This is a genomic window from Pelagihabitans pacificus (assembly GCF_009371985.2).
Classification (GTDB): Bacteria; Bacteroidota; Bacteroidia; order Flavobacteriales; family Flavobacteriaceae; genus Pelagihabitans; species Pelagihabitans pacificus.
Genome location: NZ_VIKU02000005.1, coordinates 218737 through 242945, shown reverse-complemented (window position 1 = coordinate 242945; position 24209 = coordinate 218737). Strand labels below are relative to the sequence as shown.

The following is a 24209-nucleotide window of genomic DNA, read 5'->3' as shown; positions in this document are numbered from 1 at the left end:
TCCTTTTTTTGCTGTCTAGAAAAAGCTGCTGATTAATTTTGTAATCGGAAGACAATGGGTTGTGCAAAAGGCACACGAACAGGGGTCCCCCGTTGCTTTCCGGGAGTCATTTTTGGTAGTTTATAAATAATACGCGCAGCCTCGTTTTCCAAGTTTTCATTAGGACCACGCATCCGAACATTCCCGATGCTTCCATCTTTTTGTATTTCAAATAGCACCGATACTTTGCCCTGGATTCCCATTTCCCTTTCAATTTCCGGATACCTAAAATGTTTCTCAATATGCTTTTTCATCATTGTTTGGAAGCAACCTCTTTTGTCAGTGGCTTCTTCACAACCCGGGAAAATAGGCACATCTTCCACTACGATAAATGAAACGGGCACATCCTCCTCTACTTCCTCCGTTTTTATCTCGCGCACATCCAAAATTTCTTCTTTGGGGTCTGGTTCGCTACTTTCTATGACAGTTTCCTCCACTGGGTCATCGTCGGGTGTCACCTCTATTACCGTTGGAGCGATAGGGGGTGGAGGTGGGGGTGGGGTATTCGGCAAAATTATGGGGACGGGTTCGGTCAACTCGTCCTGAATGTGTAGTCCGGTGTCAAATTTCGTGGGGTCATCATAGGTCTTCCACTCCAAGGCGATGTATGACAAAGCCATAACCAACACCAGACCAGTGATAAAATAAAGACCCCGATTTCTGTTCAGGTCCGCTTTCTTGTTCTTTTTTAGTTCCATTTCCCTAAGTTTTGTGCCTGTTATCTACAAGCTGGTTTTATACTGATTTAAAAAGTCGACCATCTATCCGGATCGATGGTAGGCCAATAGGTTGGTACACTTCAAACCTAGGCGATCAGGAGCTGGATTACTAGGGCCAATGAGTGAAGTCGGCTTTTGATCGAGGGAATGGGAAAAATTGGAATCATGTTGGACGCTGCCAATTGAACGGTGGTTCGAACCGTAGGGAGATAGGACATATTTATCCGGAAAGGATACTCAAAACAACGTATATTTTACTGGCAATGATAGTACTAGCGGTGTTCGTTTTAATTTAAATTTGAAAGCCATCAATTCATTTACCCCTATCTTTAAGCCATGCGAATTTTCGGCAAGAAAGACGAGTTACAAATTATCGCCTTCCAGACCTATGGTACCGACGAACACCTTTATTTAAGAGGTAGGGCCCTAGAGGACGAGGAAATCGATTTGGCCGAAAAAGGCTGGTACGGGATTCTACGGAATACCTATAGACGCTTCGAAACCGATGAGATCAAACACGCTCCTTTGGACGTCTTACTTCCGAATGGGAAATCGGTTGATACCTTTACCGACAAGCATGGATATTATTTGCTTGACGAGTCCCTCTCGGGTCTGGGCGAACTTACCAATAGTGAAGGATGGCTCTCTTATGAATTATCTTACTCGAATCCCTTTTTAGGAAGAAAAATCAAAAAAGGAAATCGTTTCCCAGGGGAAATGTTGATTCCCTCGTCAACAGCGGATTTTGGCGTCATTAGTGATATTGACGATACCATTCTCCATACTGGAGTGGCCTCTTTCCTGAAATGGAAAGCCCTATATAATACCTTTTTCAAAAACGCTTCCATTCGAATACCTCTGGAAGGTGCCGCCGAATTCTACCATCAACTGCATCGGGGAAAATCGGGCGACAAAGCCAATCCCATTTTTTATGTAAGTAATAGTCCATGGAACCTTTATCGTTACTTGGAGTTTTTCTTAAACAAGAACCGTTTTCCAAAGGGCCCGATCCTCTTACGAAGTATGGCGGCCACCCTAGGCAATCGTAAAACGGAAAAGCCCCATAAAACACATGAAATAGAGAATATTCTCAATACCTATCCAAAACTCCGTTTTGTCCTTATTGGCGATAGCGGGGAACACGATGCGGATATCTACAAGGCCATTAACGAACGGTATCCGAATAGAATTATTGCCATTTATCTACGTGATGTCGGCCACCGGAAACGTATGAGAAGGATCAGGATGTTATTCAAAGAATACCATACGCCTGTTTCCTTTGTGGAAGACAGCGGCCAAGCCGGTATTCACGCGAAACAACTGGGTCTAATTTAACATGTTGGCAAGCGCATGTTTTCTGCGATAGGTCTTGTGCGATGAGACCTGCTATCGGTTAAAATAGGCCGTTGATTTCCGCATCGATCTTGTTGATTACCGTTCCTAAGTCTTCGGGGTTGTCGACAAAGTTTAGATTGTCGACGTTGATGATCAAAAGATTCCCTTTTTCATAGGTATGTACCCAGGCTTCGTAACGTTCGTTCAAACGGCTGAGGTAATCAATGGAAATCGAATTTTCATATTCCCTGCCCCGTTTATGAATCTGATTGACGAGATTGGGTATGGAGCTTTGGAGATAGATCAATAGGTCCGGCGGTTGTACCAAGCTTTCCATCAATTCGAACAGGCTTTTGTAGTTGGTAAAGTCCCTATTGGTCATGAGCCCCATGGCATGAAGGTTCGGGGCAAAGATAAAAGCATCCTCATAAATAGTACGGTCCTGGATAACGTTTTTACCACTTTCCCTAATTTTCAAAATCTGGCGGTACCGGTGGTTCAGAAAGTAGATTTGCAGGTTAAAGCTCCAACGCTCCATTTGTGTGTAAAAATCATCTAGATAGGGGTTGTCGACTACTTCCTCGAAATGGGCTTCCCATTTGTAATGTTTGGCCAATAATTTTGTCAAGGTAGTCTTGCCGGCACCTATGTTTCCTGCAACTGCAATGTGCATTATCGCGTTATTTTAAGGGTTGGTTATCTGCTTAAAGAGATGGCACACAATATACGAAGTATATCCAGTTTGGGAAAAAATATACGCCCAAATACCTTGAAAATAGCTTATGGCAAAAGTTTTAGAACAGTGGTACGCCAGGGCCTAAAATGACGTTGAAAGTGTCACCTAAATTTGAAAGGGTACAGGACAAATCCCAATAGGGCATAGACCGATTCCATTCAGAAATATAGGACAATCCCCTTACAGGGGCAAGTTTTGATATTCCGGTATTATATCGAAATTTATGGTAGTTTGAACAATTCTCAAAAGAATAGCTTTCAAGACAAAAGTATTTTCTTATTTTTGCCCGGATAACAAAGGAGGAAGGATTTGACTGATTGCAACCTCTAAGTTCTGAATAAGTTTCAGAACCTGTCTCATAAAAGACAGCTGTCGAATTAAAATCGACATTAAAAAATGCTAAAGCAGTTGATATAGATACCATATCCATATCATTCTTCTTTTAGCGACATCGTCAAATCCCTTCAAAAAAAATTATAGACTATGTCATACTTATTTACTTCTGAATCTGTAAGTGAAGGACATCCTGATAAGGTGGCCGATCAAATTAGCGACGCACTTTTGGATCATTTTTTAGCATTCGACCCGGAAAGCAAGGTCGCTTGTGAAACCTTGGTTACTACAGGACAGGTAGTCCTTGCCGGGGAGGTAAAAAGCAAGACCTATTTGGATGTTCAAAACATCGCGAGAGGCGTCATTAACCAAATAGGATATACGAAAGGTGCCTATCAGTTCAGCGGCGATTCCTGTGGGGTCATCTCATTGATCCATGAGCAGTCGCAAGACATTAATCAAGGGGTCGATCGTGGAAAAAAAGAAGAGCAAGGTGCTGGAGATCAGGGAATGATGTTCGGTTATGCGACCACCGAGACTTCAAACTATATGCCCTTAGCTTTGGACATCTCGCACAAGATATTACAGGTGCTCGCCGATTTAAGAAAAGCTAAGAATCAAATCGATTACCTAAGGCCCGATGCCAAGTCGCAGGTAACAATCGAATATTCGGATGATAACGTGCCACAGCGGATTGATACCATTGTAGTATCCACCCAACATGATGCCTTCGACAAAAGCGATAAAAAGATGTTGGAAAAAATTAAGAAAGACATCATTGAAATTGTCATTCCCAAAGTTAAAAAGCAATTGCCGAAGAAGATTCAGAATTTATTCGACGACCAAATTAAGTACCATATCAACCCAACGGGAAAATTTGTGATCGGTGGTCCCCATGGGGATTCTGGATTGACAGGACGCAAAATTATTGTGGATACCTATGGGGGGAAAGGGGCACATGGCGGTGGTGCCTTTAGTGGCAAAGACCCCAGTAAGGTAGATAGAAGTGCGGCGTATGCTTCAAGGCATATTGCAAAGAATTTAGTGGCTGCCGGAGTTTCCGATGAGATTTTGGTGCAAGTAAGTTATGCGATCGGAGTGGTGGAACCCACCTCGATTTTCGTGGATACCTACGGTAGGGCAAAGGTCGATCTGACCGATGGGGAGATTGCTAAAAAAGTCGAAAAATTATTTGATATGCGCCCGTTTGCCATTGAAAAGCGTTTGAAGTTACGAAATCCGATTTATTTGGAATCCGCTGCGTACGGCCATATGGGTAAAGAACCGAAGACGGTGAAAAAAGTTTATGAGTCTCCCTATAATGGCCGTATTGAGAAAGAAGTAGAACTTTTTACCTGGGAAAAATTGGATATGGTAGACAAGGTAAAAAAAGCCTTTAAGCTGTAATTTTTTGAAAAAAAGGGGGGATTTTCCATTCCCCCCTTATATATTTGTATTTCCAAAGTTCAAACACGTATTGAATAGTTATCAAGAAAGGTGGAGGGAATAGACCCTTTGAAGCCTTAGCAACCCTTTGTTATCCAGACGGCTTGTCAGATACGGAGAAGGTGCTAAATTCTATCACGCCTGAGGCGTGACAGATAACGCAACAAGTTACTTCTGTAATTTAAGCTTTCTTATAACTCTTTGATTTTACTTGTCCGCAACGACGGTGGGGAAGGTTTGGCTTTTTTAATTTGATGTTTAACGATTAAAAAACAAAATCATGAGCGAACAAAAATTTTCAACCAACGCATTACATGCCGGACACGACGTAGCCGCCAATGGTGGAACTAGGGCAGTCCCCATTTACCAAAGTACGGCCTATGTATTCAACAATGCCGATCACGCGGCCAATCTGTTCAACCTTTCCGAACCAGGCTTTATCTACACACGTTTGAACAACCCTACCAATGATGTGCTGGAGCAGCGGCTTGCAGCCTTGGAGGGTGGTATCGCAGCAGTGGCTACGGCATCGGGAACGGCGGCCATTTCGACTGCTCTTCTGGTGCTCTTACGTGCCGGAGATCATATTGTCGCCTCCAATAGTCTTTATGGGGGAACCTATAATCTATTGGCGAATACCTTACCGAGGTTGGGCATTACGACAACCTTTGTAGACCCGGAAGATCCCACCAATTTTGGAAAAGCGGTGCAAGGGAATACTCGGGCGGTTTTTGCCGAATCCCTAGGAAACCCGAAGTTGGATGTACTTGATCTAAAAGCAATTTCTTCCGAGGCCAAGGCCGCCAAGGTACCTTTTATAGTGGACAACACCGTAGCGACGCCTGCGCTCTTGAATCCTATTGAGCATGGGGCGAACATTGTTATACATTCTTTGACCAAATATATCAATGGAAATGGAACCTCCTTGGGCGGAATCATCATAGATGCAGGAACCTTTGACTATGGTAACGGTAAGTTCCCGGAGTTCACGGAACCCTCCCCGGGATACCACGGTTTGGTATATCATGAGGCGCTTGGACCTGCAGCCTTTATCGCCAAAGTACGTATCGAAGGATTGCGGGATTTCGGCGGAGCTCCAAGCCCGTTCAATTCATGGCAGATTATTCAAGGCTTGGAAACCCTTTCCGTGCGCATGAAAAAGCATAGCGAAAACGCTTTGGCACTCGCCGAATGGTTGGAAAGTAGACCGGAAGTTGCCTGGGTCAACTATCCCGGTCTTAAAAGCAGTAAATACTACGCCCAAGCGGAAGCCTATTTACCCAAGGGTCAAAGTGGTATCGTTACCTTCGGGGTGAAGGGCGGTTTTGAATCGGCCAAGAAAATAGCCGACGAAACCAAGATTTTTTCCTTACTGGCCAACATTGGGGATACCAAGTCCTTGATTATCCATCCGGCCAGTACCACGCACCAACAATTGGACGATACGGCACAGGAGTCTACCGGTGTCACGAAAGACCTAATTCGTTTGTCGGTAGGTCTGGAAGATGTGGAAGATTTGAAGGCCGATTTGGTCAGTGCCTTTTCCACCATTGACAAATCGGTTTTTGCCTAACACTTTGTAGCACCCAAAGAGTTAAATCTTTGGGTGCCAATACCCATAGCCAATGCTAAATCACCTTAGTTTACCTCATTATACCGCACTAAGTGGGGCAATCCAGGATATCGAACTTTCCTACCAAATATTCGGTAGGGATCTTCATTCGGCTCCGGTGGTTCTGGTCAACCATGCCCTCACCGGAAATTCCAATGTGGCTGGGGAAGAAGGTTGGTGGTCGGCCTTGATCGGACCTGGTAAGTGTATAGACACCAATAGCTATACCATATTGGCTTTCAATATCCCCGGTAACGGTTATGATAAGTTTGTTATTGATAACTACAAGGATTTTGTGGCAGGTGATATTGCCCAAATTTTTCTTTTGGGTTTGGAACAGTTGAAAATCAAGAAGCTTTTTGCCATCATCGGAGGCTCCCTGGGCGGGGGCATTGCGTGGGAAATGGCAGCTTTAAATCCAACGATAACCGAACATCTGGTTCCAGTGGCATCCGATTGGAAATCTACCGACTGGTTGATTGCCAACTGCCAAATTCAAGAGCAATTTTTGGTCAATTCAAGTCAGCCAGTGCATGACGCACGGATGCATGCCATGTTGTGTTACCGTACTCCGGAATCCTTCAAGGAACGCTTCAAGCGAAGCACCAATGAAGAACTGCAGATATTCAATGTGGAGAGTTGGTTGATGCATCATGGAAAAAAACTGCAAGAGCGTTTCCAGCTGTCTGCCTACAAGTTGATGAACCAATTGCTCAAAACCATTGATATCACCAGGCATGGTGACGACAATTTTATCAACCTTCAGAACAGCAATACCAATATCCATATTATCGGTGTTGATTCCGATTTGTTTTTTACCGCCAACGAGAACAAGGAAACCTTTAAGCAATTGGCTCAGGCCAATAGCAACGTAACCTACGGCGAGGTGCAGTCGTTGCATGGGCATGATGCCTTTTTGATGGAGTTCGAGCAGATGGAAAAACTGTTGTACAACATTTTCAACAGGAATGGGCGCTCCAAAAAAATAAAAATTCTGAAATTCGGGGGAAAATCACTTAGTAACGGTGAAGGACTTGGTAGGGTGTTGGATATCATAGAAGCCAAAGCAAAGGCAGGGGAGCATATTGCCGTGGTTTTGTCGGCAAGGGAAAAGGCGACCGATCAGTTGGAAACCATTTTGACCAAAGCGGCCAATGGGGAGGATTATAAAGAAGATTTCGAAATCTTCGAGAAATACCAACAGCATACGTTTTCGAACGTAAAGTTGTCCGACGAGTTCAGGGGTTTGGCACAGCTTTTTGAAGGTGTATCGCTGTTAGGGGACTACAGCGGGAAGATAAAGGATGAGGTGCTGGCCTACGGAGAACTGATTTCCGCTAAGTTGATTACCAAATTATTGATCGGCAAGGGGGCAAGGGCCCAATTGTTGGATGCCAGGGAACTCATCAAAACCGATGATACCTTCGGTGATGCAAAATTGCTCGATGAGCCATCCAAGGAGAACGTTTTGCTACGATTTGCAAAACTGGGTCCTGATACGGTGCCGGTCATCACCGGGTTTATCGCCTCGACCGAAGCTGGTGAAACGACCACCCTCGGGCGCAACGGCAGCAACTACACGGCGGCCCTGTTGGCCAATTTTTTGGATGCCGAGGAATTACAGAATTATACCCATGTCGATGGCATCTATACGGCCGATCCCGATTTGGTTCCCGAGGCGAAACGCATCGCCAATCTATCCTACAGTGAAGCGAACGAACTCGCGAACTTTGGGGCGACCATACTACATGCGAAGACAATCATTCCATTGATAGAAAAAAACATTCCGCTTCGAATTTTGAATACCTATAATGGGGATAACGAGGGAACCCTTATCAGCGCGAAGTCGAGCAAAGACGGAATCAAATCGCTTTCCGTAATAGAGGATGTCGCGTTGATTAATTTGGAAGGTAGGGGCTTATTGGGAAAAGTAGGCATCGATGCCCGTATCTTTAAGACACTCGAGGCGAATAACATTAGTGTAAGTATAATTTCCCAGGGATCTTCAGAGAGGGGAATCGGTTTGGTAGTACCCCAAAACAGGGCCAAGGACGCCAAGAGAGCCCTTGATAACGAATTTAGTACCGATTTTAAATCCAAGGACATCAATACTATCACGGTGGTTGGCGAAGTTTCGGTTATTTCAATTATCGGTCAGGATTTAAGTACATTCCACAAGCCTTATAACGCCTTGATCAAGAACCAGATCATACCCCTGTTGTTCAATAATACGGTTTCGGGAAAGAATGTGAGTCTTGTGGTCAGGAAGTCCGATTTGCACAAAGCCTTAAATGTGATGCACGGGCAGATATTTGGAATCAGTAAAAAAGTAAATCTAGCGCTATTCGGTCACGGAAATGTGGGGGGTACCCTAATCGATCAAATTCTAAAATCTGCCGTCACGATTGAAAAACGAAAGGGTATCGATTTAAACATTTTTGCTGTAGCCAATTCCAAAAAAATACTGTTGAACAAGGATGGTATCAAAAAAGGATGGAAATCGGCTATCAAGGATAAGGGGAAATCGTATGAAATGACAGATGTCTTCCGCTATGCCAAACAACATCACTTGGAGAATTTGATCGCTGTTGACAATACCGCCAGTGTTGATTTTGTGGCCCATTACTTCGATTTTACCGAAAACGGATTTGATTTGGTATCGTCCAATAAGATTGCCAATACGTTGGGATTCGATTACTACCAACTATTGCGGGACGAACTTTCAAAAAATCAAAAACAGTATCTATATGAAACCAATGTGGGAGCAGGGCTTCCGCTAATCGATACCATTAAGCTGTTGCATCTATCAGGAGAGAACATCACTCGGATCAAAGGGGTGTTTTCGGGTTCCCTAAGTTACATTTTCAATACGTTTTCCGAGGTGGATGCCCCATTTTCGGTCATCCTGAAAGATGCGATGCGAAAAGGATTTACCGAGCCTGATCCCCGGGAAGATCTTTCGGGCAACGACGTAGGTCGAAAATTGTTGATATTGGCAAGGGAGTTGGATCTGCACAATGAGTTTTATGATATCAATATCCAAAACTTGATTCCGGAAGTGTTGCGGTCGGAATCAGTTGAATTTTTCCTGAACAACTTGGACGTGCTCGACGATACGTTCAACGAAATCAAAAAAAATCAGAAGCCCGGAAGGGTCTTACGCTATGTCGGTGACCTTCATGGAAACCTCCAGAAAGAAAAGGGAATACTCGATGTACAACTTATCTCGGTTCCCAAGGAAAGTGCCCTCGGACAGGTGAAAGGCTCCGATTCCATAATCGAGATCTATACCGAGTCATATGGTCAAAATCCCTTGGTTATCCAAGGAGCGGGAGCAGGGGCCGCGGTGACCGCCAGAGGGGTGTTCGGGGATATTCTAAGGATAGCTGAAAAGGGGTAATGCGGAGAAAAAAGATGATAGGGCGGAGAAGATTGATCCAAGTAAAGAAAGATAAAACGGTGGCGGCCCTATCATATGTCCTATTTTCTTCGATTTCTTGTCTTTGGTCTTAGAAAATTATCAATCAAAATTTAACAGGTTGAAAGAGGTTCCATCACTGTAAATGAGAAAATAAGATGAATCATAAATTCGAAACCAACGCCGTACGCACACAAATTGAACGAACGCAATTTCTGGAGCATTCCGTGCCGTTGTACCTTACCTCCAGTTTTGTTTTTGAGGATGCCGAGGATATGCGGGCATCTTTTGCGGAGGAGAAAGACAGGAACATTTACTCACGATATTCCAATCCCAATTCGACGGAGTTTATCCGGAAGGTATGCCAGATGGAAGGGGCTGAAGACGGGTTTGCTTTTGCCTCGGGGATGGCAGCGGTATTTTCAACTTTTGCGGCACTGTTGGAGAGTGGAGACCACATACTGTCGGCCCGAAGTATTTTTGGATCGACCCATTCATTGTTGACCAATTTCTTTCCCAAATGGAACATCGACCATTCCTACTTTAGAATAGATGCCTTGGAGAAGATCGAGGCGATGATTACCCCGAAGACCAAATTGATATACGCCGAATCACCGACCAATCCAGGGGTTGATATTCTCGATTTGGAGGCACTGGCCAAGATTGCAAAAAGGCATAATTTGATGTTGATCATCGACAATTGTTTTGCCTCCCCTTACTTGCAGCAACCTATTACCTTCGGTGCGGATCTGGTCATTCATTCCGGGACCAAGTTAATGGACGGACAAGGTAGGGTGCTCGCAGGTATAACGGTCGGAAGAAGGGACTTAATAGATAAAATATACAGATTTTCCAGGATAACCGGTCCCGCCTTATCCCCGTTTAACGCTTGGATGCTCTCCAAGAGCCTGGAAACATTGGCTGTTCGTGTGGATAGGCATTGTAACAACGCTTTGAAATTGGCTACGTTTTTGGAAGGTCATGAAAAGGTGAATTGGGTGAAATATCCTTTTCTCAAATCCCATCCCAACTATGAAGTTGCCAAAAGGCAAATGAAGGCGGGGGGCTGTGTGGTCGCCTTTGAAATCAAAGGGGGGAAAAAGGCTGGAAGGGAATTTTTCGACAAGATCGGACTCCTATCGTTATCGGCAAATTTGGGAGATTCACGCAGTATTGTAACACACCCAGCTTCTACCACCCATAGTAAGCTATCATCAGAGGAGCGGGCTGCTGTGGGTATTTCTGACGGAATGGTACGTATCTCGGTAGGTTTGGAACATATCGACGATATTATCTCCGATATCGACCATGCCTTACGATAAGAAAGCCGGTACTTTAAAAGAACCAACCTTTTGAATCTGTTTTTTAAAGATGGTTTACCGCTCCAAAGTGAGGGTTAACTTTCCGGTTGTGGTGACCATAGCGCCATCTGTTTCCAGAACTTCATCGTAGTCCCAAGTCATCACCAACTTTGTTTCCAACATCTCGATAATCTTGGCGCGCGTTTCCTCCCCATCATTCCCTATGACGATTTCGGAACCCTCCAAGCTCCACGCAGCACTTTCGAATAGGGAATAAGCAGGGACCTCTTGCGTATATTTCTGTCCCAACAAGGAATAGGTGATGACAGCGGTATAAGAACCATTGCTTACAACGGTCCGCGGGTCTTCGTTAAACTCTACCGTCATGTCATAGTCCTTTCCGTAGGAAGTGTATTCCTGTGTAATACGCTGTCCGTCGGCTTCGGTGACCGACTTACCTTCCTCGATTTCATAGCCCGTCACTTCCCAAGTGCCCAAAAGTGCCGATTGCTCCACAGCAACCTCTTTAATAGACTCCTCGGTGCTATCTTTTTCACAAGCAACGAAAAGGGAAGCAGTTGCCAAAAATACGATAAGGTGTAGTTTTTTCATTCCTAAATGATTTGGTAGATTACGAGAACGTATGGAGTGTTAAAAACGTATCTGCAAAACCGTTTTTTCGACCAATGGTTCTTGTTTCGTAAAAGCCGTGGTCGGCTTGCTCCAATTGGCGGTTTGGAACCGAAGGATTCCAATGGCTATTCCGTTCGAGCCATAGGATTTCGGTGCAAACTTCTTTTGACGGTCGTACCGACTTGCCAAAAGCAGCTTTGGCTTCAGGAATGTTTTATTTGCTATCTTCGTTCCATGCTCTCGAAAAAAACAAAATACGGGCTAAAGGCACTGACATATCTGGCTTCCCAAAAAGGGAACACGCCCGTACAGATTTCTGAAATTGCCCAACATGAGAATATCTCCCAAAAGTTTTTGGAGAGCATTTTATTGTCGCTACGTAAATCGGGTTTTTTGGGTTCTAAAAAAGGCAAGGGCGGAGGATATTATCTCATAAAGAAACCCGAGGAAGTGCTGATGACGGATGTTATGAGGGTCTTGGAAGGACCAATTGCCATGGTGCCATGTGTAAGCCTTAATTTCTATGAAAAGTGCGATGACTGTCCCGATGAGGATGCTTGTTCGGTACATACCCTGATGCTCAAGGTGCGGGATAGCACCTTGGAAGTGTATCGTAATAATACGCTGGCCGATTTGGTCAAGTAGTACCCTTTTTTTCATTCGTTTTATTCAAAACAAGTAAATTATCCTCAATAATCAGGGCATTTTTTTATTAATCTATTAAATCTATAGGGTAAAAGTAATTTTTAATGGTTTTTGACGTACTAGATAGTAGAATAAAATTAGTTTTGATATTCCTACTAAATATATAGGGTAATTAGAATAATACATTTTCATGATTGTAGACCAACTCGTACTGGATAAAAAATCGTCTAAAAGTCATTATACCTCAGACAAGAATTCAGAAAAGCCCATTCGAAGTGTAGCAAAGGCGGTAAGCTGGCGCTTCATTGGCACTATGGACACGTTATTGATATCTTATCTACTTACCGGAAAGGTTGTTCTAGCGGCGTCGATTGCCAGTATTGACTTCATTACCAAGATGGTGCTTTATTTTTTTCACGAACGTATTTGGAATAAGATTTCTTGGGGAAAAACAAAATAAATAACCATGTCATTGATAAAGGAACAAATTAAAAAACTGAATGGGCAGTTTCAAGGTATTTCACCAAAAGAAATCATTTCATGGGCAGTGAACCAATCCGACCGGGCCGTAGTAACTACCAATTTTCGCCCCTATGAAGTAGCAATACTGCACGCGGTGGTAGCGGTAAAGCAAGACATTCCGGTTATCTGGTGCGATACCGGCTATAATACCCAGGACACATATCGACATGCGGAAGAATTGATTGGCAGGTTGCACTTGAATATCGATCTATTTGTTCCCAAACAAACATCGGCACATCGAGATGTGCTAATGGGGGTTCCTGGGATAGAAGACCCGAGACATGCGAAGTTTACCGAACAGGTAAAACTGGAGCCATTTCGAAGGGCCATGGATAAGTATCGGCCCGACATATGGTTTACGAATTTGAGAAAAGGCCAGACTGCATTGCGTGATTCCTTGGATATTTTGAGTCTTGGCAAAGATGGGGTGCTGAAAGTGAGTCCGTTTTACCATTGGAGCGATACCCAGTTGGATGCGTACCTAAAGGAGCACGGTCTTCCCAATGAGCACCGCTATTTCGATCCGACCAAGGTTCTTGGGAACAGGGAATGTGGTCTGCATACTTAGAAAATAGGAAGGCGGAAAGAGAAAAGAGAAGAAACTAAGATGATTGCGGTAGTACGGCGGAGTACATTCTAAAAATGTGAACCCGCGCTTGAATTTGACACTTGAACTTGATACTTGAATTTGAACTTTATAATGAAAGACACATCACATATAAATCCTTTGGAAAACGAAGCCATCTATATTTTACGGGAGGTGGCCGCTCAGTTCGAGCGCCCCGTACTGTTGTTTTCGGGAGGAAAAGACTCGATAACCCTTGTCCGATTGGCACAAAAAGCTTTTTGGCCAGCAAAAATTCCGTTTCCTTTACTACATATCGATACCGGTCATAATTTTCCGGAAACAATCGATTTTCGAGACCGGATGGTCGAGGAACTCGGATTGGAGTTGATTGTAAGAAAGGTGCAGGACTCTATCGATCAAGGAAAGGTGAAAGAGGAATCGGGGAAATATTCCAGTAGAAATTCGTTGCAGACCACCACCTTACTGGATGCCATCGAAGAATTCAAGTTCGATGCGTGTATCGGAGGGGCTCGAAGGGATGAGGAGAAGGCACGGGCTAAGGAACGTATCTTCTCCGTCCGTGATGATTTCGGACAATGGGATGAAAAAAACCAACGTCCCGAATTGTTCGATATGCTCAATGGCCAGATTGAACTAGGTCAAAATGTAAGGGTTTTTCCAATTTCGAACTGGACCGAACTCGATGTTTGGTCCTATATCGAAAAAGAAAAAATAGAAATCCCCTCGATTTACTTCGCCCACAAACGTAAGGTCTTTTTAAGGGACGGATTGATTTGGTCCCATTCCGACTACGTATTTCAAGAGGAAGATGAAGAAGTCTTGGAACGAATGGTCCGTTTTCGCACGGTTGGGGATATGAGTTGTACGGCGGCAGTGTTCTCCGAGGCTGCCGATATCGCTTCAGTAGTCGAGGAGATACGCGAGTCGACCCTGTCTGAACGCGGTGCCCGAATTGACGATAAGCGTTCGGAGGCCGCCATGGAAAAAAGAAAACAGCAAGGGTACTTTTAACTACTAAACAAATAGGTGGGCGCTACCATGTACAGCCCCTTAAATACCAAGAAATGGAAGTATTAAAAATAGCAACGGCAGGAAGTGTAGACGATGGCAAAAGTACCTTGATCGGTAGGCTTTTGTACGACACCAAATCACTGACTACCGATAAACTGGAGGCCATCGAGCGAACCAGTAAGAAAAACGGCTATGATTATTTGGATTTTTCCTTGGCCACTGATGGCTTGGTCGCGGAACGGGAACAAGGGATCACCATCGATGTGGCACATATTTATTTTTCCACCGATACGAAAAGTTACATTATTGCGGATACACCCGGCCATGTGGAATACACAAGAAACATGGTTACCGGAGCTTCGACCTCCCAAGCGGCCATCATCTTGATCGACGCTCGAAAAGGAGTCATCGAACAAACCCATCGCCACTTTTTTATCAACAACCTTTTGCGTATCAAGGATGTTGTGGTAGCCATCAATAAAATGGATCTGGTCGATTTTTCGGAGGACCAATACAACGAAATCAAAGCTGACTTTCAGAAGCTGATGCAAAAAAGGGAGTATCAGGAACAGCAGATTTCCTTTATTCCGGTAAGTGCCCTCCAAGGCGATAATGTTGTACACAAATCGGTACGCACCCCTTGGTATAATGGGCCAACCTTGTTGCAGCATCTGGAAGCCTTGGATAACAAAGACATTTACAATGTGGGTACACCGCGTTTTCCGATACAATATGTCATCCGTCCTAAAACGGAGGCGCACCACGATTTTAGGGGTTTTGCCGGGAAAGTATACGGTGGCGAATTGAACGTCGGTGATGAGGTAGTGGCCCTTCCGTCGCAGACACGTAGCAAAATCAAGGAAATCTGGTTTTATGATCAACAGTGTGGTACGGCCTCCAGAAGATCTTCGGTAACGATTACCTTAGAAGACGAAATCAATCTAAGCAGGGGCGACATGTTGGTAAAGGTTGGTGACCTACCGATGGTCGACAAACGATTTACAGCTACGGTCTCCTGGATGGATTCCCAAGATTTGACCGTAGGTAACAGATACATCGTACAACATGGGGTCAACAAGGTCTTGGGGAAAGTGGAGACCATCCACCACAAGATCGAACCGGATTATTCGGGAGTGGATCCCAACGTAAGCACTTTGGGAATGAATGATATTGCAGAGGTAAGTTTTAGGTTGAACAAGCCCATTTTCTTTGATAGGTTTAAAGAGCATCGAACAAACGGATCCTTTATCATAATCGATTCCCAAACCAATAATACCGTAGGGGCGGGGTTCATCGGTTAAGGGCATGTTTATTCGAACGAAAAAATCTGGCAGGAACAAAAGATAATTACCTATTTAACCGATAGGAAAACAGATATAAAATGCGAAGCTTTAGGACGGAAATAGAGAATCCGATTGTGGAGAAAGATATCATTGAACTGGAAGCCAAAATCCGCCAGTTCAAGGAAGGAACTATCGATGGGGAAAAATTCCGTAGTCTGCGTTTGGCACGAGGGGTCTATGGACAGCGGCAACAAGGGGTACAGATGATCCGCATAAAATTGCCCTATGGGAGGGTCACGGCCCGTCAATTGAGGCGCATCAGTGATGTAGCCGATGAATATTCTACCGGAAGGCTTCATATTACCACACGTCAGGATATTCAAATACACTATGTAGACCTCGACCGAACTCCAGAATTGTGGGCACAATTGGAAAAGGATGAGGTGACCCTCCGGGAAGCCTGCGGCAATACCGTACGAAATGTAACTGCAAGTGAAACCGCCGGTATCGATGTTGATGAACCATTCGATGTTTCTCCTTACGCCGATGCAATCTTCAAATATTTTCTTCGAAACCCTATCGGGCAGGAAATGGGGCGGAAATTCAAGGTGTCGTTTTCGGCGAGCGATTCCGATACAGGCTTATCCTATATGCACGATTTAGGTTTCATCGCTAAAATGAAAAATGGTGTTCGAGGATTTAAGGTATTGATAGGAGGTGGCCTGGGATCGCAACCGCGGCACGCCGATGTACTGTACGGCTTTTTGCCGACCGATAAGATTATTCCGTTGATGGAAGGGGTGGTTCGGGTCTTTGATCGCTATGGGGAACGAAAAAGTAGGGCCAAGGCACGTATGAAGTTCTTATTGAAGGATATAGGCCTCGATAGCTTCAAAAGGCTACTGAGGAACGAGGAAAAGGCGATTCCCCATAAATCCGTAATCATCGACCCGGATACCGCTCCCACAGTCAAGGCTCCCAAAACCGTAGCCCCAATCGTTACGATACAGGATACAAAGACCTTTGAACGATGGAAAAAGACCAACTTGGTACCTCAAAAACAATCAGGCTATGTCGCTATAGGGATCAAAGTGCCTTTAGGTGATTTCTATACCGATAAGGCAAGATTATTAGCCCGGTTGGTGGAGAAATATGCAAGGGGTGAACTCCGACTATCCTTACGCCAGAATATTTTGGTACCGTTTGTACCCGAAGCATCGATTTCTTTTTTTTACAGCGAATTAAGAAAATTGGGTTTTGCTGAAACGGGATATAATACAGCCTTGGACATCACCGCCTGCCCTGGAACCGATACCTGTAATCTGGGCATTGCCAGCAGCACAGGAATTGCCCGGGAATTGGAACGCGTTATCAAAGCGGAATATCCACGGTACATCGATAATCCCGATGTGATCATCAAGATCAGTGGTTGTATGAACGCCTGCGGACAACACACGATGGCCCATATAGGTTTTCAAGGGATGAGCATTCGCACCAAGGACAAATTGGTCGCCCCGGCACTACAAGTTCTTTTGGGAGGAGGCAACTACGGTAACGGGAAGGGACGTTTTGCCGATAAGGTGGTAAAGATCCCCAGTAAACGCGGCCCACAGGCTTTACGGCTTGTACTCGATGACTATGATTCATACGGACAGGGCCTTACCTACACGGACTATTATGTAAAAAAAGGGGAGCAATACTTTTACGATTTGCTCAAAACACTTACATCGGTCGATAACTTGGTACCTGAAGACTTTATCGATTGGGGAACGACCAAGACCTATCGCAAGGCTATCGGAGTCGGGGAATGCGCCGGGGTTGTCATAGATTTGGTGGCGACCCTCCTGTTGGAAAGTGACGAAAAAATACAGCGTGCAGCAGAAGCGCTAGAGGCGGAAAAATGGGCTGCGAGTATCTATTATTCCTATTCTTCAATGGTCAACGCTGCCAAAGCTCTATTGACCGCTGAAAGAACCAAGACCAATACCCACGCAAGTATCATCAAGGATTTTGATACGAAATTCATCGATACGGGAAGAATATCCCAACAGGGTTCATTCGAAGACTTGGTCTTACAACTGAATAAAAATGCTCCATCGGAGCGTTTTGCCCAAACGTACATGGCACAAGCTTGTGACTTTCTGAAAGTCGCGGGGCAATACCGAACCCGGGAACTCCAAGAAGTATAATATGGGCTATCCTACACATGGTACAGATTTGCCCCTGTCTACCTCCGGGGGACAGGAAAGAAATGACGGAAAACTAACGGTGGTCGGTGCAGGCCCCGGTGACGTGGAATTGATTACCCTTAAAGCAATAAAGGCATTGCAAAGTGCCGACGTTGTTCTATATGACGCATTGATCGACCCCAAGTTGATGGAATATGCACCCCAGGCGGATCAAATTTTTGTGGGGAAACGCAAGGGGTGCTATTCCTACCAACAAGAGCAGATCAATGAACTTATCGTCAGTCTAGGCAGGACTCATGGCCATGTAGTCCGATTAAAGGGAGGGGATCCCTTTGTATTCGGTCGTGGGGCAGAGGAGATGGAGTATGCGGCGGCCAATGGTTTGGAGGTCGCCATGGTTCCGGGCATATCATCCTGCTTGGCCGTGCCTGCAAGTCAACAAATACCAGTGACCAAAAGAGGTCTTACCGAGAGCTTTTGGGTGATTACGGGGACCACCAAAGATCATCGCTTATCCTCGGACGTACGACTAGCGGCAAAGAGCAACGCCACGGTCGTGATTTTGATGGGAATGGGAAAGCTTCAAGAGATCACGACCCTTTTCAAAGAGGGGGGTAAGGGAGATACACCGGTTGCCATCATTCAAAATGGCACCATGAAGAATGAAAAAGTAGCCATAGGTACTATTAAGACCATAGACCGTGAAGTAGTGAAACAGAAAGTGTCGAACCCGGCAATCATTATCATAGGGGAAGTCGTACGGCATCGGCAAGCGATGAACCGCTTATCGGAAACCATCGCAAGCAGGGAGCTATTGGCGGTATAGCATCAATTATAGTGAACAGTTATTAGGTAAAAACAATAGCTTCGGATGAAGCAAAAAATTAAAGGATGATTCAAACAGATATACTCATTATCGGCGCAGGTCCGACCGGACTTTTCACAGTGTTCGAAGCCGGACTCCTAAAACTTAAATGCCATCTGATCGACGCTTTGCCGCAGCCAGGGGGGCAATGTTCAGAAATTTACCCCAAGAAACCCATTTACGATATCCCGGCTTTTCCAGAGATTTTGGCGGGGCAGTTAATCGACAACCTGATGGAACAGATTGGCCCTTTCAATCCCGGATTCACGCTTGGCGAACGAGCCGAAACGTTAGATCGGCAAGACGATGGTTCGTTCATTGTAACCACCAATAAAGGAACACGTCATCATGCCCGGGTCGTCGTCATTGCAGGAGGATTGGGCTCCTTTGAACCGCGAAAACCTCCCATAGATTCGATTACCGATTTTGAGGAAAAAGGGGTGTCCTACATAATCAAGGACCCCGAAACCTATCGAAATAAAAAGGTGGTCATTGCCGGTGGCGGGGATTCCGCCTTGGACTGGGCGATTTATCTTGCCGATGTGGCATCTGAAGTGTCATTGGTACATAGAAGAAAAGAGTTTCGAGGGGCCCTGGATTCGGTTGAAAGAGCAAGCGAACTTGCGAAACAGGGAAAAATCAAGTTGTATACGGAAGCGGAGGTGAAAAAACTATACGGAGACGAACATTTGGAAGCGGTCGTCATCAGACATAACGATACCGATAAAGGGGAGACCTATGTGGAGACCAATGCCTTTATCCCCCTGTTCGGACTTTCTCCAAAATTAGGCCCTATCGGTGATTGGGGTCTGGAAATTGAAAAAAATGCGATTAAGGTGAACAATGCCAAGGACTATCAGACCAATATTCCCGGGGTATTCGCTATCGGTGACGTCAACACCTATGAAGGCAAGTTGAAACTAATACTTTCCGGTTTTCATGAGGCGGCGGTCATGTGCCAGTACGCTTATCAAATAATCAATCCGGGAAAACGCTATGTGATGAAATACACCACGGTAGGGGGAGTCGAGGGTTTTGATGGTAGTAGGAAGGAAGCCAAAAAAGAAGTGGTGCAACCTATCGCTTGATCAAGCATATCCATTTAGTGCCGAGGCCTCTGTGATTTTAGGATTCAGGGGACTTTAATTTGGTCGATGGTTAAACGCCATTCACCCAATAAGTTCCAAAAAGCGAACACATTCCTTGCTTTTGAATCGCGGGTGCCGTTACTTTGCACCCAGTTCATTAGAAAATTTGTAATAAGTTATCAAGAAAGGTGGAGGGATTAGACCCTACGAAGCCTTAGCAACCCTTTACTTTAAAGAAGGTGCTACATTCTACCTGCTATCGGGTTCAGCCCGGTATCCAGGCAGATAACTCAAGGAGTATTTCCTTCTCTTCCCTTACTTGATAGCATTACTACGTAACGATTGTTCGATTTACAAAGGTTTTTTTGAGCGCAATAGTATAAACGAGATCAATGAGCAAGATTCAAGAGGTATTAAAACAGCGGATATTGGTATTGGATGGTGCCATGGGTACCATGCTGCAGCGTTATAAGTTTCAAGAAGAAGACTTTCGTGGCGAACGTTTTAAAGATTGGGAACACCCGTTACAGGGAAACAATGACCTATTGTCGTTGACCCAACCGGAAGCAATCGCAGAGGTGCACCGAAAGTATTTTGCAGCAGGTGCCGATATTGTGGAGACAAATACATTTTCCGGAACTACGATTGCGATGGCGGATTACCATATGGAGGACCTCGTATATGAGCTCAACTATGAATCGGCCAAAATAGCCAAAAAGGTGGCGGAGGAATTTACCGCCAAGGAGCCCGATAAGCCTCGATTTGTTGCGGGGAGCATCGGTCCAACGAACAAGACCGCCAGCATGTCACCAGACGTCAACGACCCAGGGTTTCGGGCAATCTCTTTTGAAGAATTGCGGATTGCGTATAAACAACAAGTGGAAGCCTTGCTCGATGGTGGCGCCGACATTCTTTTGGTGGAGACTATTTTTGATACATTGAATGCCAAAGCGGCCCTATTTGCCATCGAAGAAGTAAAAGAGGAACGCGGTATCGAAGTCCCTATTATGGTTAGCGGTACGATAACCGACGCTTCCGGGAGAACCTTATCGGGACAAACGGCCGAAGCCTTCCTGATTTCGATTTCCCACATTCCTTTACTTTCGGTCGGGTTTAACTGTGCCTTGGGGGCGAGTCAATTGGTGCCCCACCTAGAGGTGTTGTCCGGTCGCACGGATTATGCGGTTTCTGCTCACCCGAATGCAGGTTTGCCAAATGCGTTCGGCGAGTACGATGAGTCGCCCGAACAAATGGCGGCCCAAATCAAGGAGTATGTAGAAAAAGGGTTGGTAAACATCGTGGGCGGATGTTGTGGAACTACTCCCGAGCATATCGCTGCGATTGCACGGTTGGTCGGTGAATATGCTCCCCGACCCATTGAGGGCGAATACGTTTCGGTATGATGGCAGGTCTGTCGGAATTACGGAGGTACAAGCACCGAAGGACAAGTTCAACATTCACGCCGATATCAATAACGAAAAAGACCCTTGCATCATTTTTATAAACCTTTTATCGAAGTATTGCACAATCAATAATGAACGAAACTAAACCCAAATATCTCAAATTATCCGGTCTGGAGCCTTTGGTCATTACTCCTGAAAGCAATTTTATTAATGTGGGGGAGCGTACCAATGTGGCCGGTTCAAAAAAGTTTCTTCGCCTGGTAAAGGAAGAGAAATTCGAAGAGGCCCTGGATGTGGCCCGTGAACAGGTAGAAGGTGGTGCACAGATTATCGATATTAATATGGATGACGGACTCATCGATGGCAAGGAGGCTATGGTGAAGTTTCTGAACCTCGTTATCGCCGAACCCGACATTGCCCGTGTACCTATCATGATCGATAGCTCTAAATGGGAGATAATCGAAGCCGGATTACAGGTTGTTCAAGGAAAATGCGTTGTAAATTCGATAAGTCTGAAAGAGGGGGAAGAGCAGTTTATTTATCAGGCAACACGCATTAAAAGATATGGTGCCGCGGTGATTGTGATGGCTTTTGATGAGGTGGGCCAGGCCGACAATTACGACAGGAGAATCGAAATTTCAAAGCGTTCCTACGATATTTTGGTGAACAAGGTAGGTTTTCCGCCGGAAGATATCATTTTCGATTTGAACATTTTTCCGGTCGCAACCGGAATGGAGGAACACAAACGCAATGCCATCGATTTTATCGAGGCCACCAAATGGGTTCGTGAGAACCTTCCGCACTGTAGTGTAAGCGGGGGAGTGAGCAACGTTTCCTTTAGTTTTCGGGGGAACAATCCGGTCAGGGAGGCGATGCATTCGGTTTTTCTCTACCATGCCATCAGATCCGGGATGAATATGGGCATCGTTAATCCTACCATGTTGGAAGTGTACGACGATATTCCCAACGACCTGTTGGAACGTGTGGAGGATGTTATCCTGAATCGAAGGGAAGATGCCACGGAACGGCTGCTCGACTTCGCCGAATCGGTGGTAGGCAGGGCCAAGGAAAGCAAAGTAGACCTTTCTTGGAGAAAGGAACCGTTACAAGATCGTATAACACGTGCCTTGGTCAAAGGAATCGACCAGTATATCGAGGAAGACGTTGAAGAAGCCCGGCAAAATGTTGATAAACCCATTGAGGTTATCGAGGGTCATTTGATGACCGGAATGAACGTCGTAGGGGATCTCTTTGGAAGTGGAAAAATGTTTTTGCCACAAGTGGTGAAGTCCGCCCGGGTTATGAAAAAAGCAGTGGCTTACCTATTGCCCTATATAGAGGAAGAGAAACTGAACAATCCACAAGTGGGGGACACCCAAGGGGCGGGAAAAATTTTGATGGCTACCGTAAAGGGCGATGTACATGACATTGGTAAGAACATCGTAAGTGTGGTGCTGGCTTGTAATAACTATGAAATAGTGGACCTAGGCGTGATGGTGCCTCCGGAAAAAATCATCGCGGAAGCCATCGCCCACAATGTTGATATCATAGGGCTAAGTGGGCTGATTACGCCCTCTTTGGATGAGATGGTGCACCTGGCAAAAGAAATGCAACGAAAGAACTTCACCGTTCCCTTATTGATTGGTGGGGCGACTACCAGCAAAGCCCATACCGCCGTCAAGATCGACCCACACTACGAAGCTGCGGTTGTGCACGTGAACGATGCCTCAAGAGCGGTGACGGTAGTTGGCGACCTCCTACAAAAGGAAAGCAAGGATGCCTATAAACGAACGATTAAGGAAGATTATGAGGTTTTCCGTGACAAATTCCTGAAAAGATCTGTTCAAAAGGAGTATAAGCCGATTGAAGTCGCTAGGGCCAATAAGTTCAAGATAGACTGGCAAACGGCGCAAATCGTAGAACCCAACGAATTGGGCATCCAGGTCATCGAGGACCTCGATCTAACAAAGTTGGTACCCTTTATCGACTGGACACCTTTTTTCAGGAGCTGGGACTTGCATGGTAAATATCCGGATATCCTAACGGATGAAGTGGTTGGTTCCCAGGCGAACGAGCTTTTTGCCGATGCCCAAAAGATGCTGCGGGAGATACTGGCCAAAAAGCAATTAAAGGCCAAAGGAATTTTTGGTCTTTTTCCCGCCAACAGTGTTGATGACGATGACATCGAGGTTCGTGTAAATGAAGAAACGCATGTGTTCCGGACGTTAAGACAGCAGTTGCAACGAAAAGAAGGGGTGCCCGACCATGCCCTTGCCGATTTTATTGCACCCAAGGAATCGGGTATTCAGGACTACATCGGTTGTTTTTGCGTCACCACAGGATTCGGTACGGAAACGGTAGCGGCGGAATATGAAAAAAATCACGACGACTACAGTTCGATTATGATAAAGGCTTTGGCCGATCGATTGGCCGAAGCGTTCGCCGAATACCTTCATAAGGAGGTACGTACCCGTCATTGGGGCTATGCGGATGGTGAGGATTTGAGTAATCAGGAATTGATCAACGAATCGTACAAAGGCATTCGCCCTGCACCAGGGTATCCGGCCTGTCCGGACCACTTGGAGAAATTGACGATTTGGGAAATGATGCAGGTCGAACAACGCATTGGGGTAAAATTGACCGAAAGTCTGGCCATGTGGCCAGCGGCTTCGGTTAGTGGATATTATTTTGGAAACCCGAAAGCACGGTATTTTGGTCTCGGAAAGATAAAGGAAGACCAGGTGCGGGATTTTGCCGAGCGAAAAGGAATCAGTATTGATGAAGCTGCTAAATGGCTGGCGCCCAATATCGCGGACTAAGGATGGTACAAAAGAGATTTCTAAAGTTTTGGGACTTTTGGGGTGCTCGTAACAGTTTGGTAAAAAGGGACTTTGGTGAAATGGCTTCCCGTGCTTTCGGAGAGGCCCGCGTCAGGGATAGAGGCATTGTTGAAGCGCTCCCGAGCGGTCTCGGGAAGCGACTGCCGAAAGCCCGGCCCGGACAAAACGACAACTTTTGTCAGGGTAACGCCCTTAATGAAAT

18 protein-coding genes and 2 riboswitches are annotated in these 24209 nt (G+C 45.3%); of the genes, 15 read left to right on the top strand and 3 right to left on the bottom strand.

Translation table 11 applies throughout. The features are described from left to right. Nucleotides 1-32: 32 nt before the first annotated feature. Nucleotides 33-737 (bottom strand): energy transducer TonB, encoded by a 705-nt coding sequence (locus FK220_RS16475; protein WP_152575441.1) that lies wholly within the window; start codon nucleotides 735-737, stop codon nucleotides 33-35. A gap of 357 nt (nucleotides 738-1094) precedes the next feature. Here FK220_RS16475 and FK220_RS16470 point away from each other — a divergent pair, with 357 nt between their 5' ends. Next, complete coding sequence (locus FK220_RS16470; RefSeq protein WP_152575440.1) at nucleotides 1095-2093, top strand: App1 family protein; 999 nt, start codon at nucleotides 1095-1097, stop codon at nucleotides 2091-2093. A 58-nt stretch (nucleotides 2094-2151) separates the two neighbouring features. Here the strand turns inward: FK220_RS16470 and FK220_RS16465 are convergent, their stop codons facing one another. After that, the gene (locus FK220_RS16465) at nucleotides 2152-2766 is read right to left on the bottom strand and encodes a deoxynucleoside kinase (protein ID WP_152575439.1); all 615 of its coding nucleotides are present in this window, start codon (nucleotides 2764-2766) and stop codon (nucleotides 2152-2154) included. Nucleotides 2767-3312: 546 nt separating this feature from the next. On the opposite strand from FK220_RS16465, the gene metK reads away from it, so the two are divergent. The 4 genes from metK to FK220_RS16445 all read left to right on the top strand — a co-directional run bounded on the left by metK (nucleotide 3313) and on the right by FK220_RS16445 (nucleotide 10960). Further along, nucleotides 3313-4569 carry a methionine adenosyltransferase gene (metK, locus tag FK220_RS16460; RefSeq protein WP_152575438.1) on the top strand — a complete coding sequence of 419 codons (1257 nt, stop codon included), beginning with the start codon at nucleotides 3313-3315 and terminating at the stop codon, nucleotides 4567-4569. A gap of 75 nt (nucleotides 4570-4644) precedes the next feature. Then, a riboswitch (SAM riboswitch) is annotated at nucleotides 4645-4770 on the top strand. Nucleotides 4771-4888: 118 nt separating this feature from the next. Then, nucleotides 4889-6181 (top strand): O-acetylhomoserine aminocarboxypropyltransferase/cysteine synthase family protein, encoded by a 1293-nt coding sequence (locus FK220_RS16455; RefSeq protein WP_152575437.1) that lies wholly within the window; start codon nucleotides 4889-4891, stop codon nucleotides 6179-6181. A 52-nt stretch (nucleotides 6182-6233) separates the two neighbouring features. Continuing rightward, entirely contained in the window at nucleotides 6234-9620 is a 3387-nt protein-coding gene (gene thrA / locus FK220_RS16450; protein ID WP_152575436.1) for a bifunctional aspartate kinase/homoserine dehydrogenase I, read from the top strand. A 176-nt stretch (nucleotides 9621-9796) separates the two neighbouring features. Further along, nucleotides 9797-10960, top strand: a complete 1164-nt coding sequence (locus FK220_RS16445; protein WP_152575435.1) for a trans-sulfuration enzyme family protein — start codon at nucleotides 9797-9799, stop codon at nucleotides 10958-10960. Nucleotides 10961-11014: 54 nt separating this feature from the next. Here FK220_RS16445 and FK220_RS16440 read toward each other — a convergent pair whose 3' ends face one another. Next, nucleotides 11015-11551, bottom strand: coding sequence for a lipocalin family protein (locus FK220_RS16440; protein ID WP_152575434.1), 537 nt, complete (start codon nucleotides 11549-11551; stop codon nucleotides 11015-11017). Nucleotides 11552-11806: 255 nt separating this feature from the next. Between FK220_RS16440 and FK220_RS16435 the strand changes: the two genes are divergently transcribed. The 10 genes from FK220_RS16435 to metH all read left to right on the top strand — a co-directional run bounded on the left by FK220_RS16435 (nucleotide 11807) and on the right by metH (nucleotide 23986). Further along, nucleotides 11807-12217: an RrF2 family transcriptional regulator gene (locus FK220_RS16435; protein WP_152575433.1), complete on the top strand. Its 411-nt coding sequence runs from the start codon at nucleotides 11807-11809 to the stop codon at nucleotides 12215-12217. 190 nt (nucleotides 12218-12407) lie between these two features. After that, a complete protein-coding gene (locus FK220_RS16430; protein ID WP_152575432.1) occupies nucleotides 12408-12677 on the top strand; it encodes a DUF2061 domain-containing protein in 270 nt (89 codons plus the stop codon). 6 nt (nucleotides 12678-12683) lie between these two features. Beyond that, on the top strand, nucleotides 12684-13307 hold the full coding sequence (locus tag FK220_RS16425) for a phosphoadenosine phosphosulfate reductase domain-containing protein (protein ID WP_152575431.1): 624 nt from the start codon (nucleotides 12684-12686) through the stop codon (nucleotides 13305-13307). A gap of 132 nt (nucleotides 13308-13439) precedes the next feature. Next, nucleotides 13440-14339, top strand: coding sequence for a sulfate adenylyltransferase subunit CysD (gene cysD / locus FK220_RS16420; RefSeq protein ID WP_152575430.1), 900 nt, complete (start codon nucleotides 13440-13442; stop codon nucleotides 14337-14339). 53 nt (nucleotides 14340-14392) lie between these two features. After that, nucleotides 14393-15640 carry a sulfate adenylyltransferase subunit 1 gene (locus tag FK220_RS16415; RefSeq protein WP_152575429.1) on the top strand — a complete coding sequence of 416 codons (1248 nt, stop codon included), beginning with the start codon at nucleotides 14393-14395 and terminating at the stop codon, nucleotides 15638-15640. An 80-nt stretch (nucleotides 15641-15720) separates the two neighbouring features. Further along, the gene (locus tag FK220_RS16410) at nucleotides 15721-17811 is read left to right on the top strand and encodes a nitrite/sulfite reductase (RefSeq protein WP_152575428.1); all 2091 of its coding nucleotides are present in this window, start codon (nucleotides 15721-15723) and stop codon (nucleotides 17809-17811) included. Between the two features lies 1 nt (nucleotide 17812). Beyond that, nucleotides 17813-18637, top strand: coding sequence for a uroporphyrinogen-III C-methyltransferase (gene cobA / locus FK220_RS16405; protein ID WP_152575427.1), 825 nt, complete (start codon nucleotides 17813-17815; stop codon nucleotides 18635-18637). Between the two features lie 65 nt (nucleotides 18638-18702). Continuing rightward, nucleotides 18703-19764 carry an NAD(P)/FAD-dependent oxidoreductase gene (locus FK220_RS16400; protein WP_152575426.1) on the top strand — a complete coding sequence of 354 codons (1062 nt, stop codon included), beginning with the start codon at nucleotides 18703-18705 and terminating at the stop codon, nucleotides 19762-19764. Nucleotides 19765-19937: 173 nt separating this feature from the next. Continuing rightward, a riboswitch (SAM riboswitch) is annotated at nucleotides 19938-20056 on the top strand. A 100-nt stretch (nucleotides 20057-20156) separates the two neighbouring features. Next, a complete protein-coding gene (locus tag FK220_RS16395) occupies nucleotides 20157-21167 on the top strand; it encodes a homocysteine S-methyltransferase family protein (protein ID WP_152575425.1) in 1011 nt (336 codons plus the stop codon). 131 nt (nucleotides 21168-21298) lie between these two features. Continuing rightward, on the top strand, nucleotides 21299-23986 hold the full coding sequence (metH, locus tag FK220_RS16390) for a methionine synthase (RefSeq protein WP_152575424.1): 2688 nt from the start codon (nucleotides 21299-21301) through the stop codon (nucleotides 23984-23986). Nucleotides 23987-24209 lie beyond the last annotated feature (223 nt).

Bases quoted from the DNA above. Each gene is read 5' to 3' on its own strand.
- FK220_RS16475 (WP_152575441.1), bottom strand. From the start codon at position 737: ATGGAACTAAAAAAGAACAAGAAAGCGGACCTGAACAGAAATCGGGGT.
- FK220_RS16470 (WP_152575440.1), top strand. From the start codon at position 1,095: ATGCGAATTTTCGGCAAGAAAGACGAGTTACAAATTATCGCCTTCCAG.
- FK220_RS16465 (WP_152575439.1), bottom strand. From the start codon at position 2,766: ATGCACATTGCAGTTGCAGGAAACATAGGTGCCGGCAAGACTACCTTG.
- metK (WP_152575438.1), top strand. From the start codon at position 3,313: ATGTCATACTTATTTACTTCTGAATCTGTAAGTGAAGGACATCCTGAT.
- FK220_RS16455 (WP_152575437.1), top strand. From the start codon at position 4,889: ATGAGCGAACAAAAATTTTCAACCAACGCATTACATGCCGGACACGAC.
- thrA (WP_152575436.1), top strand. From the start codon at position 6,234: ATGCTAAATCACCTTAGTTTACCTCATTATACCGCACTAAGTGGGGCA.
- FK220_RS16445 (WP_152575435.1), top strand. From the start codon at position 9,797: ATGAATCATAAATTCGAAACCAACGCCGTACGCACACAAATTGAACGA.
- FK220_RS16440 (WP_152575434.1), bottom strand. From the start codon at position 11,551: ATGAAAAAACTACACCTTATCGTATTTTTGGCAACTGCTTCCCTTTTC.
- FK220_RS16435 (WP_152575433.1), top strand. From the start codon at position 11,807: ATGCTCTCGAAAAAAACAAAATACGGGCTAAAGGCACTGACATATCTG.
- FK220_RS16430 (WP_152575432.1), top strand. From the start codon at position 12,408: ATGATTGTAGACCAACTCGTACTGGATAAAAAATCGTCTAAAAGTCAT.
- FK220_RS16425 (WP_152575431.1), top strand. From the start codon at position 12,684: ATGTCATTGATAAAGGAACAAATTAAAAAACTGAATGGGCAGTTTCAA.
- cysD (WP_152575430.1), top strand. From the start codon at position 13,440: ATGAAAGACACATCACATATAAATCCTTTGGAAAACGAAGCCATCTAT.
- FK220_RS16415 (WP_152575429.1), top strand. From the start codon at position 14,393: ATGGAAGTATTAAAAATAGCAACGGCAGGAAGTGTAGACGATGGCAAA.
- FK220_RS16410 (WP_152575428.1), top strand. From the start codon at position 15,721: ATGCGAAGCTTTAGGACGGAAATAGAGAATCCGATTGTGGAGAAAGAT.
- cobA (WP_152575427.1), top strand. From the start codon at position 17,813: ATGGGCTATCCTACACATGGTACAGATTTGCCCCTGTCTACCTCCGGG.
- FK220_RS16400 (WP_152575426.1), top strand. From the start codon at position 18,703: ATGATTCAAACAGATATACTCATTATCGGCGCAGGTCCGACCGGACTT.
- FK220_RS16395 (WP_152575425.1), top strand. From the start codon at position 20,157: ATGAGCAAGATTCAAGAGGTATTAAAACAGCGGATATTGGTATTGGAT.
- metH (WP_152575424.1), top strand. From the start codon at position 21,299: ATGAACGAAACTAAACCCAAATATCTCAAATTATCCGGTCTGGAGCCT.